Raw genomic sequence first — 11,940 nt, 5'->3', positions numbered from 1 at the left:
ATACTTATATAGAGAATGGATTTAAATGCACGCTCAACAAAAAACTGGTATCCGGTTTATACTCAGCCACGTGCCGAAAAAAAAGCATACCAGGCACTAACCGGTAAAGGGTTTGAAGCTTACCTTCCCTTGCACCGCCAGTTAAAACAATGGAGCGACCGCAAAAAATGGGTTGAAGAACCCTTCATTAAATCGTACATATTTGTTAACATTGCCCAACATGAGCAGGCTGATATATTGATGACAAAAGGTATATCAAGATTTTTATATTTCATGGGAAAGCCCGCCTCAATGCCCGATCGCCAGATAACAGAGTTAAAGTTATTAATGGCCAGCCCCTATGAATTAGAGGTAACCGAACAGGACCTGCAACCCGGGGAAAAAATCATGATAAAAGGCGGGCCGTTAAAAGGGATGACCGGTGAAATAATATCACAACGATCACAAAAGCAATTGATATTGAGGCTTGAAAGTATTGGATGCTCCATAATAGTACATGTTGCTGCCTCATACATTGAAAGATTTTAACTGAATTTTACTTTATTTTAAATAAAAGTTAAATTGAACCCATTTCGGGTCGACAACATAATAAACAGCAGCTAAATAAAAACACAACAGGCTGTTTAATAATAAGTTACAAATAATACATGTGACTTACCGGGCGAAGCTATGAACAGACTTAACTAAAAATGTGCCGGATAACAGGTGTAATTAACAATCGCTTACAGCCTCAACTAATCAAAGAACAAGTTAAGGCCATGTGCCAGGCATTGAAGCACGGCGGTCCTGATGATGAGGGCGTGTTTTTCGACGAAAAAAACAGCCTTGCTTTTGGGCACCGCAGGCTATCAATCATTGATTTGAGCATAAACGGGCACCAGCCAATGGCCGATCCCGGGCAAAAAACGTGGATAACTTTTAACGGCGAAATCTATAATTACCTGGAAATCAGAAACGAGCTTTTAACCCTTGGTGCACAATTCACCTCGGTTACCGATACCGAAGTTATCATAGCCGCATACATGCAATGGGGCACCGAAGCCTTCTGCAAGTTTAGGGGCATGTTTGCTTTTGCATTGTTTGATAGCATTAAAAAACTCACCTACCTGGTACGTGATACCGCGGGCGTAAAGCCCTTGTATTATTTTGCCCAGGCCGGCCAGTTAAGCTTCGCATCTGAAACAAGGGCTTTTATTGCTGCCGGTATAACTAATAGTAACGATGCTTCATGGCCGATACGTTTTTTGGCTTTTGGACATATACCGGAACCTTATACTACGTTAAAAAACGTATTCAGCCTTGCCAAAGGCCATTATTTATGCTGGGACCATACATCGTCTACCTATTTTATAGCTGCCTACAAAATAACAGGAGGATACAACAATCAGATAACAGATGCTGATGAAGCGCGGCACCTTATTAAACAAGCTTTGATAAACGGAGTAGGACGCCAGCTAATAGCCGATGCCCCGTTAGGGGTATTTTTAAGCGGCGGTACCGATTCGAGCCTGATTACGTTACTGGCCGATAAGCAAAAAAAAGAACAGCTTAAAACTATATCCATTTTTTTTAATGAAAAAAGCTATGACGAGCAGGCGTATCAGCGCCTGGTACTTGATAAACTAAGTGGCCAAAACTTCTCGCATTTAGTAAGGCAACAGGATTTTGAAACCCACCTGCCGCAAATTATCAGCGCCATGGATATGCCGACCACTGATGGCATCAACAGTTGGTTTATCAGCAAATACGCGCACGAGGATGGCTTAAAAGCAGTATTGTCTGGCATAGGCGCCGATGAATACTTTGGCGGTTACCCCTCATTTACCCGGATCGGATATCTAAAATATTTAAAAAAAATCCCTCCTTTCCTGTTCTCGGCCGTTCAGGAATTATTGCCCGATCCGTACAAAAAGCTTACTTTTTTGGCAAATGACAACCCGATAGCCGATTATCTTTTATTGCGCGGATTATTTTCAACGGGCGATATTGCGCGGATGCTTGACATTGGCGACAGAGAGGTAAAAGAAGTACTTTTTGACAGTCAGGAAGTGCAAAAAGGTGTTTACGACGCAGAACAAGCTTCATGGTTTGAGGCAAACCTTTATATGAAAAATCAGTTATTAAGGGACACCGATGTAATGAGTATGAACCATGGCCTGGAAGTAAGGGTACCATTTTTAGATGAAGATTTCACAACCCTGGCCGAACGCATTTCGCCCGCAATACGTTTTAACCCGCTACAACCCAAAAAAGTACTTATTGACAGTTTTAACGACCTGTTGCCACAGGCTGTCTGGAACAGGCCCAAAATGGGCTTTAGCTTTCCTTTGCAGCGCTGGATGAGCCAGTATAAGCCAATAGGCGATAGTAATTTATATAAAGGCAAGCTGGTAAAAAAAACAATAAAAAAGTTTACGAACAATCAAATCCACTGGTCAAAAGCTTTTGCACTTTACCAGATACAACCCTATGTCTAAAAAAGTGATCCTTTTTACCTTACAGACGTTTAGCAGCACCGGTGGAATTCAAAAAATGACCCGTACATTGGGGCATTCCTTATATCAGCTTTCGCAAAACATTAACTGGCATTTTGAGTTATGGTCGGCCTATGATAAAAACAACGACCTGATGCCACAATACCTGCCATCCGGCGCGTTTAAGGGTTTCGGTGTAAACAAAATAGGCTTTGTTTTAAGGGCCATAAGCAGGTCTGTAAAGCCCGATATAGTTATTTTGAGCCACATTAACCTTGCAGTTATTGGTTTATTTATAAAATTAGTTAATCCTAAATGCAAAGTATGGGTTATTGCCCATGGCATAGAAGTTTGGCGGCCACTCTCGCCGGTTAAAACATACATGTTAAAACGTTGCGACAAGGTTATATGTGTAAGCAATTTTACCCGTGGGCAAATGATAATAAGGCACAATCTTAACCCCGCTGTTTGCACCGTACTGAATAATGCAATTGACCCTTTTATGAAATTGCCTGTCAATTTTCAAAAACCGCGGCATTTGTTGGCCCGCTATAAATTAAACCCGGAACAGCCTGTAATTTTCACCCTCACCCGCCTGGCATCTACTGAACAATACAAGGGTTACGAGCATGTTATACAAGCTGTAAGTAAAATAAAAAGCTGCTATCCCGATATCAAGTATATCCTGGCTGGGAAGTACGATGCCAAAGAAGAGGTCAGAATAAAAAAACTGATAGCAGAACACGACGTAACCGAACAAGTAATTTTGACCGGCTTTATTGAGGAAGATGAGCTATCTGATCACTTTTTACTGGCCGATGTGTTTGTGTTGCCAAGCAAAAAAGAAGGATTTGGCATTGTATTTATCGAGGCGCTGGCCTGCGGCCTGCCTGTTATTTGCGGCAATGCCGATGGTAGCATTGATGCTATAAGGGACGGTGAATTGGGCAAAGCCATCAATGCCGATGATCCTGCCCAGCTATACAATTGTATTACCGGCTACTTAGACACCCCATTAACACCGGCAAGACGGGAAAATTTACAAAAAAAATGCTTGATGTATTTTAATGAAACAGATTATATGAAAAAATTACAACTGCTACTAAACGAATGAGCTTACCTATAGAAGAAGAATGGGATATTGAATTAAGCCCGAATGGCAGCCTGCTCGATTTAAAGCTGAAAGACGTATGGCATTACCGCGATTTGCTGATGCTGCTGGTACGCCGCGATTTTGTTTCTTTTTATAAACAAACCATCCTTGGGCCGCTATGGTTTTTTATCCAACCTGTATTTACAACCATTATATACACTTTTGTATTTGGAAACCTGGCCAACATATCTGCCGATAATTTAGACAAGCCTTTGTTTTACATGGCCGGTATTACCGCCTGGAATTATTTTGCTGATTGCCTCATCAAAACGTCGGCAGTATTTGTAACAAATGCCGGCTTATTTGGTAAAGTTTATTTCCCCAGATTAATTGTTCCGTTAAGCATTGTTGTTTCCAACCTCATCCGTTTTGCAGTGCAGATGGCGCTTTTTGTGCTAACCATGATATTTTATTCTATAAAAGGTTCAAATGTTCATCCCAATGCCTACCTTTTGCTGTTTCCGTTTTTGCTTATATTAATGGCTATGCTGGGCTTAGCGCTTGGTATGATCATATCTGCATTAACCACAAAATACCGCGACCTTAGTTTTCTGATCACTTTCGGCATTCAGCTTATGATGTATCTGACAACGGTTATATATCCTTTGTCTGCCGTAAAAGAAAAATACCCCCAATATGCCTGGCTGGTAGAGTACAACCCGATGACGCCCATAATAGAAGCTTTCAGGTATGGTTTTTTGGGCAAGGGAACATTTAGCATGTTATCGCTGGGTATAACAACCCTGATAACTACTATTATACTTTTAGCTGGAATAATAATTTTTAACCGCGTTGAACGCACCTTTGTTGATACTGTATAAAAAATATGTCACCGGTAATTAAAGTCGAAAACCTTTCAAAAGCTTATCAACTGGGCGAAATAGGCACCGGTACCTTATCCCGCGACCTGGAACGCTATTGGGCCAGGATCCGTGGCAAAGAAGACCCCTTTTTGAAAATAGGCGAGGTTAATGATCGCTCAAAAAAAGGCGATAGTGATGTTGTCTGGAGTTTGAAAGATATAAACTTTGATATTCAACAAGGCGATGCTATTGGAATTATAGGCCGCAATGGTGCTGGCAAAAGTACACTTCTGAAAATATTAAGCCGGGTTACTGCCCCTACAACCGGATCGGTAAAAATAAAGGGGCGTATAGCCAGCCTGCTTGAAGTTGGTACGGGTTTCCATCCCGAATTAAGCGGCCGCGAAAACATCTACCTCAACGGCGCCATCCTGGGAATGCGAAAAGCCGAAATAAAACGAAAGTTTGATGAAATAGTTGATTTTTCGGGCGTTGAACGTTATGTTGATACGCCGGTAAAACGCTACTCGTCTGGAATGTATGTGCGCCTGGCTTTTGCAGTGGCCGCCCACCTGGAATCGGAAATTTTGATAGTTGACGAAGTGTTGGCCGTTGGTGATGCGGAATTCCAGAAAAAATGCCTGGGCAAAATGGGCGATGTAAGCAAAGGTGAAGGACGAACAATACTATTTGTAAGCCACAATATGGCGGCTATACAAAAGCTTTGTAAACATGGCATGTTACTGGAAAACGGGAAGCTGATATGCGTCGGAAAAACAGAAAGCGTTATTGACCAGTACTTACAGGATTCGAAGGTAAAAAAGGCCGTGTTCGAAATCCCGTTGCCCCATAACGCCGACGAAATGATTGGCTATACTTCAAAAATACAAATTGAAAATAGCTACGGCGACGTTATCCAGGAGATACCGGTTGGCCAAAATTGGCAAATACGCGTATTTTTTAAAATCAATAAAAAAGCACAACACTTTATTATTGGATTGGGCATCAATAGTTTTATCGATGTTAATATTAGCACCTCCTGGAGCACAAAAACAGATTTGGATGAAGGTTATTATGAAGCCGTTTTTAAAGAAACGCACTTAATACTTGCGCCTGGCAATTATAACTTAACAGTTGGGCTTTCTAACTTTGAACGATCAGTTCATTACCTTGAAAATGTGGCCTCATTTGTCATATCAGAAGCAACAGATACGTTCATAGATAGCTCAATTGTCAGAACGACTAATGTTGGGTTCCTGCTCAATCCCATGCAGGTAGAAATTTCTTCGCTATAATAAATTGCAAAAGGTATCCCGGTTTGGCAGCGGCAACAATTTATTAAAAAACAATAATGCTTATTGTTAAACTACAGGGCGGCCTTGGTAACCAAATGTTTCAATATGCTGCCGCCAGGAGCATATGCGGCAACAAACCGGTATATTTTGATCTGAATTTTTTAAGCAGCAATACCACAAGCACAAACACACTTACTGCAAGGCATTTTGAATTAGCCATTTTTAACAATATCCGGTTCAAAACGGCAAACAGGTTTATGAAACCTTTAATAGAAAGCAGGAAAGTTTTTTACAGGTATCTTAAACGCATCCTGATGCCCCGGGCAGTGTTCATCTGTCAAACAGAAAATAATGAGTTTATCAATCTTCAGGCAATAACCTCACCTGCGATTTATTTGGATGGCTATTTTCAAAATGAAGATTATTTTAAACCGATAAGAGAACAACTTTTACACGATTTTAAATTTCCGGCAGGAAACATCGAAAAAAAGGATGCGATACTCGAAGCATTAAACCCGGTAAGCATTCACGTACGCCGCGGAGATTATTTGAGGCCCGAGGTAAACGCATTTCATGGCACGCTACCTCTATCTTACTATCAACAGGCAAAAGATAAATTAGAAATGCAGGTAAGCAGCCCTCATTATTTTGTTTTTTCGGATGACCCGGAATGGTGCAGGTTAAACTTTGATTTCCTGGGTGATAAGGTTACCATTGTTTCAGAAGCCTCGGCCAACACCTGGGAAGATATGTACCTGATGAGCCTGTGCAGCCACAACATTATTGCCAACAGCAGCTACAGCTGGTGGGGCGCCTGGTTAAATAACAATCCCAATAAGGTGATTATTGCACCTGATAACTGGTTTGTATCGGCCAAAACAGACATTGTTCCGTTAAATTGGATAAAGATTTAGTTTCTGTAATAATGCCCGCGTATAACGCGGCAAATTATATTGCCGAAAGTATTGAAAGCGTTATCAACCAATCATATCCTCACTGGGAATTGCTTGTTGTTGATGATGGATCCACAGATGACACAGCCACAATAATAAAACGTTTTGAAACTACCGACCAAAGGGTTAAATACCTGTATCAACAAAATGGCAGACAGGGAAAAGCCCGTAACCTGGCCATACAAAATAGCAAGGGCAAATACATAGCCTTTTTAGATGCCGACGATAAATGGACAAGCGATAAACTGACCATCCAGACGAAATTGACATCAGAAGATAAAAACACCGACCTGCTTTTTTCACAAGGCTATAGCCTTACAAACAGCCAGGTTGAAGATTATAATGTAGAAGTAAAAACGGCTTGGAACAGCGATAATTTCGCCGATTTTGTTCAGCAAAACCGTATCCCTATTCTTGCTGTATTGGTAAAAAAAGAAGCTTTGCTACAGGTGGGCGGATTTACAGAGGATGCTGATATCCAAAACGCAGAAGATTACCACCTTTGGTTAAAATTACTTATTGCGGATAAAGTGTTTAAATCAATTCCCGACAGGCTTTTTTATTACCGGGTACATAGCAACCAATCAACCTTTCAAAATACAGGTATCGCTGCGCCTATATTTCACGCTTATAGCAATTTGCTTAAAGAACACGCCCCCGATAAATTCAGGCAGGTACTTATAGATAAAGTAAAATGGTACATCTTTAATCAAGACTTCCATTCCCAATGTCTCAATCTTATCATATCCCATCTTAATTACAAAGGGAAGAAGGTGGCGCCCTTTATTATTAAAAAACTTTTTGCAAAGCCCGAACCCATATCCCAAAGGGCAGTGTTTAAACTCGTTTCTGTTTTTGGGTGATGTGTATATTCAAACCGGTTATATCCCCATTCATTAAATCATGTATAAATTATCAGTCATAATTTGCGTGTTTAATGAAGAAATGTGCTTAATTGAGGCATTAAGATCGTTATACCACAACGATATTTATAAACAAACCGAGGTAATTATTATTGACGACTGCTCAACAAATCCGGTTACATTAAGGCTTTTGCAATTGCTGGCAAAACACACCAAATACAACGTGATTTATAGCCAACAGAACCTTGGCCTATCCAATTCACGTAACATTGGTTTTGCAAACGCCACCACCCCCTACATATTACCGCTTGATGCCGACGATATTTTCCCCGAACATGCCATTGATGATATTTATACGGCCTTTACTCAAAATCCTGGGTTTGACTTTATAGTTGGCAATTATTACCTTAATGACGTACAAACCGGCCAAACCGGGGTTGTAGATTGCAGCGGCATAACAACGGCAGGCACAGTTGACATTAAAAAACTGGGGATAGATTGGAAACTATTGGGTACAAGCCCATGCAAAAAAGCCGCCTGGGAAAAAGTTGGCGGCTATAACCTCAAATACTCCTACTCGGTACAGGATGTTGATTTTTGGATCAGGGTGATAACCAGTGGCAACCAAGGTTTTTACTTAAGCAAGCCCATTTACACCTGGAACAAATCGGCAACGGGCATGAATATGAGTTTTAACCGGCTTGATATGGTTAAACTTATGGAAGATCACCGGGAGTTTTATTTGTTAAATAATACCGCTGCCAACCTGGACAACAGGATATTTGAGGCCTACTATCCATATAAACAAAAAAGTGTTTTACTGCTACTGGGCAAAAAATCCTTCTGGAGGCTAAGGCCCGTTAATAAGCTTAGGCTGATCCGTTTTTACGCTACAACCATATTTAATGGCGCTTAAAGCTGTTAACGATCCCAAAATTTCTATCATAATCCCAACGTACAACGCGGCGGGAACTTTGGCTAATTGCCTGGACAGCATTGTTAACCAGGACTACGCCAATATGGAGGTATGGTTGATGGATGGACTATCTACTGATAATACGTTAAACATTATCAAACAATATCAATCTGCATTCCCTTATATAAACTTTGTATCCGAAAAAGACAATGGCATTTATGACGCCATGAATAAGGGAATAAACAAATGTAATGGCGATTGGCTATATTTTTTGGGGAGCGACGATACATTATACAATGATAAGGTAATTACGTTGGTTGCAAATGTTTCTAAAACAACCGCTGCCGGTGTTATTTACGGTAACGTAAAAATGCGGGGCCAAAATCAGTGGAACCTGGATAATGTAATTTTCAACGGCGAATACAATCTTGAAAAATTACTCGACCTTACCATAAATCACCAGGCCATGTTTTACAATAAGACGGTGTTTGAAAAGTGCGGTTTTTACAATTTAAAATATAAAACCAATGCCGATTATGATTTTAATTTACGATGCTATACCGCAACGGCATTTGAATATGTAAACATTATTATAGCAAACTTTTTTGTTGGTGGCCAAAGCACCAATTTTCCTGACAATGAATTTCATAAAGACCGCGGTGCACTGTTTTTGAAATACTTTGGTAAAAAGATTTTTGGCAAAGAATTTGTCAACTCCCGGCTTTACTTACAAAGAGCGGCCTTATCGGCCAACTCGCCGCTAAACATTTGGAAACGGGCCATATGTTTAATTGCTTATACAAAATTAAAACTCCAATCCGCCCTCACCTAACGTGTTAAGTACGCCTATTTTATTCCTGATATTTAACCGCCCGGACACCACGGAGAAGGTTTTTGCTGAAATCCGAAAGCAACAGCCAAAATACTTGTTCATTGCTGCCGACGGGCCACGGGAACATAAACCTGCCGACATCGAACTGGGCAATCAGTGCAAGCAAATAGTATCACAAATTGATTGGGACTGCGAGGTAAAAACACTATATCAATCTAAAAACCTGGGCTGTGGGTTCGCGCCGGCTACAGCCATCACCTGGTTTTTTTCGCAGGTGGATGAAGGCATCATACTGGAAGATGACTGTATCCCTAATCAGAGTTTTTTTGAGTTTTGCGAAAATCTGTTAAAAAAATATCATAATGATGCCAGCGTAATGATGATTTGCGGTACCAGCTATCAGCCCAAACCATTAAATGCCGATACATACTATTTTTCACGATATCCGCATGCCTGGGGTTGGGCAACCTGGAAGCGGGCCTGGGCCAATTACAACTTTAAGCTGGATGATGAAACCGAAGCTGTAAGGACCAATGTGATACAAAACACATTTGCCAACAGCAGGGAACGCCGGCTTTGGGAAGGCAGTTTAAAAATGATTATCAACGGGCTTGATGCCTGGGATTATCAATGGATGTATTGGATTTGGAAAAATAACGGTCTATGCGCCGTACCATGGAAAAATATGGTTTCAAATATAGGCTTTGGCCCACACGCCACACATACTTTTGATAGCAACTCGCACCAGAGCCAGATGGAACAACATACAATTATGGCTATTCACCATCCTCAAAAAATCAGCATTAATAAACAAGCCGATAATTATGAGCGATACAATATATTGATAGGCTCAAACGCAGGGTATTACACCAATAAATTAAAATCTGTTATTAGCAGGTTTAGCAAACTTTGGGTTCAAAAAAATGGCAAATAAGCTTACCGCGGTAGTTATCCCAATATACAAACAACAGCTTTCTGATAATGAGGTTATTTCGCTAAAACAATGTTTATCTGTCTTAAAAAAACATCCTATCATATTTGTAGGCCCAAACAGGCTAAATCCGGATGCCTATAAAAGCATTTGCGCAGATGCCGGGTTTAACTTGTTAACTTTTGATGATTGTTATTTTGAAAGCATAGCCGGGTATAATCAATTAATGTTATCGCCCAGCTTTTATAAATCATTTTTTGACTATAAGTTTATCCTTATTTATCAGCTGGATGCCTATGTTTTTAAAGATGAGCTAACCTACTGGTGCAATAAAAATTACGATTTCATTGGCGCACCGCATATGCCACATGAAAACCGGGACGGGCGAATGCAACTTTTGAAAGGTTATACAAAGTTTATAAATCTTATTAACCACCTTTTTAAAACAAACCATAAAATAAGCAATGTTGGCAACGGCGGCTTTTCTTTACGAAAAACCAAAGCCTGTTACTGGCTGCTTAAGATATTAAAGGGAAAAGTTAAAGCCTGGGGAACCCATAATGAAGATGGCTTCTTTAAATATTGGGGAAACGTTTTTTACCCGTTTTTTAAATTACCGGCCGACGGAGTGGCTTTAAGGTTTTCGATAGAGGAATCTCCCCTCCTATCATTAAAAAAACTAAATGGCGAACTGCCCTTTGGCTGCCATGCTTTCGAAAAACATGATTGGGAAACATGGAAGCCCCTGATAATAAAACATCATCGAACACTAAATTGAACTTCCCGCTTCCTGACCTTGCCGCATACCGGTCGTCATTCCAAAAAAAAGGCGTAGCCTACCCTGTCCCGGTGGTGCCATCAGCAAAAAATGGTTTATTAAAATCACTACCTGCCCAGCCCGCCGGTAAAACCGGCTGGCCCTGGACAGAAGAAAGCAGCCCGGTCATTTACAACAATAACACAACATGGCCTAAGTTAACTATTGTTACGCCCTCTTATAACCAGGGCCGGTTTTTAGAGCAAACCATCCGCTCGGTATTGTTACAAAACTACCCTAACCTGGAGTATCTTGTAATTGATGGCGGCAGCACAGATAATTCTAAAGATATTATCGAAAAATATTCGCCCTGGCTCAGTTACAGTCAAAGTGAAAAAGATAAGGGCCAAAGTCATGCCATTAACTTAGGCTTTAGCCTGGCATCGGGCGACTACATGGCCTGGATAAACAGTGATGATTATTATTTGAAGGATGTATTTGGGTTAGTAGCCCGTGGCTTTATAGCGGGCAAGGTTGATTTTATATATGGCTATGCTTATAATTTTCACGTTAACACAGCGCGATTTGAACTTTTAAAAGTTAATCCGTTATTAGATTATTTTATCCGTATCCCTGCGCTGCCACAGCCCTCGTGCTTCTGGGCTGCCCGCATCCATCAGCCAATTAATGAGGCCTTGCAATGCTCGTTAGATTATGAGCTTTGGCTTCGCATTATTAAAGGCAATACACGGCGGTTAATTAAACAGCCATTATCGGTTGCCAATGTGCATGAAGATGCCAAAACATCGAGTCCCTACCTGGATGCGGCACGAGAAAAAGACCACCAGCTTATTTGCAGCCAGGATGGCCATGGCCCGGTTTATGACTGGGATAAGAAAATGTTACTTTACCGGGCATACAACAGGATCATTAACATTTTAGACAAAATTAGCCTTAAATAAA

12 protein-coding genes are annotated in these 11,940 nt (G+C 40.8%); all 12 read left to right on the top strand.

The window, feature by feature from the left end:
- Positions 1-15: 15 nt before the first annotated feature.
- The 12 genes from BMX56_RS21330 to BMX56_RS21275 all read left to right on the top strand — a co-directional run bounded on the left by BMX56_RS21330 (position 16) and on the right by BMX56_RS21275 (position 11,939).
- A complete protein-coding gene (locus tag BMX56_RS21330; RefSeq protein WP_090651715.1) occupies positions 16-528 on the top strand; it encodes a UpxY family transcription antiterminator in 513 nt (170 codons plus the stop codon).
- A gap of 161 nt (positions 529-689) precedes the next feature.
- Positions 690-2,477: an asparagine synthase (glutamine-hydrolyzing) gene (asnB, locus tag BMX56_RS21325; protein WP_090651714.1), complete on the top strand. Its 1,788-nt coding sequence runs from the start codon at positions 690-692 to the stop codon at positions 2,475-2,477.
- Positions 2,470-3,588 (top strand): glycosyltransferase family 4 protein, encoded by a 1,119-nt coding sequence (locus BMX56_RS21320; protein ID WP_090651713.1) that lies wholly within the window; start codon positions 2,470-2,472, stop codon positions 3,586-3,588. Before asnB ends, BMX56_RS21320 begins: the two co-directional genes overlap by 8 nt.
- Positions 3,585-4,448: an ABC transporter permease gene (locus BMX56_RS21315; protein ID WP_090651712.1), complete on the top strand. Its 864-nt coding sequence runs from the start codon at positions 3,585-3,587 to the stop codon at positions 4,446-4,448. Before BMX56_RS21320 ends, BMX56_RS21315 begins: the two co-directional genes overlap by 4 nt.
- Positions 4,449-4,453: 5 nt before the next feature.
- Positions 4,454-5,725: an ABC transporter ATP-binding protein gene (locus BMX56_RS21310; protein ID WP_090651711.1), complete on the top strand. Its 1,272-nt coding sequence runs from the start codon at positions 4,454-4,456 to the stop codon at positions 5,723-5,725.
- A gap of 56 nt (positions 5,726-5,781) precedes the next feature.
- A complete protein-coding gene (locus BMX56_RS21305; RefSeq protein ID WP_090651710.1) occupies positions 5,782-6,639 on the top strand; it encodes an alpha-1,2-fucosyltransferase in 858 nt (285 codons plus the stop codon).
- 11 nt (positions 6,640-6,650) lie between these two features.
- Entirely contained in the window at positions 6,651-7,541 is an 891-nt protein-coding gene (locus tag BMX56_RS21300; protein WP_177183877.1) for a glycosyltransferase family A protein, read from the top strand.
- Positions 7,542-7,581: 40 nt separating this feature from the next.
- Positions 7,582-8,457 (top strand): glycosyltransferase family A protein, encoded by an 876-nt coding sequence (locus BMX56_RS21295; protein ID WP_090651708.1) that lies wholly within the window; start codon positions 7,582-7,584, stop codon positions 8,455-8,457.
- Positions 8,447-9,289: a glycosyltransferase family 2 protein gene (locus tag BMX56_RS21290; protein WP_090651707.1), complete on the top strand. Its 843-nt coding sequence runs from the start codon at positions 8,447-8,449 to the stop codon at positions 9,287-9,289. The genes BMX56_RS21295 and BMX56_RS21290 overlap by 11 nt, the downstream gene beginning before the upstream one ends.
- 1 nt (position 9,290) lies before the next feature.
- On the top strand, positions 9,291-10,223 hold the full coding sequence (locus BMX56_RS21285; RefSeq protein ID WP_090651706.1) for a hypothetical protein: 933 nt from the start codon (positions 9,291-9,293) through the stop codon (positions 10,221-10,223).
- Positions 10,213-10,998: a DUF5672 family protein gene (locus tag BMX56_RS21280; protein ID WP_090651705.1), complete on the top strand. Its 786-nt coding sequence runs from the start codon at positions 10,213-10,215 to the stop codon at positions 10,996-10,998. Before BMX56_RS21285 ends, BMX56_RS21280 begins: the two co-directional genes overlap by 11 nt.
- Complete coding sequence (locus tag BMX56_RS21275) at positions 10,956-11,939, top strand: glycosyltransferase family 2 protein (protein WP_090651704.1); 984 nt, start codon at positions 10,956-10,958, stop codon at positions 11,937-11,939. Before BMX56_RS21280 ends, BMX56_RS21275 begins: the two co-directional genes overlap by 43 nt.
- Position 11,940 lies beyond the last annotated feature (1 nt).

It is taken from the genome of Mucilaginibacter sp. OK283 (genome assembly GCF_900110415.1).
GTDB lineage: Bacteria > Bacteroidota > Bacteroidia > Sphingobacteriales > Sphingobacteriaceae > Mucilaginibacter.
This window is presented reverse-complemented; position numbering and strand designations above follow the sequence as displayed.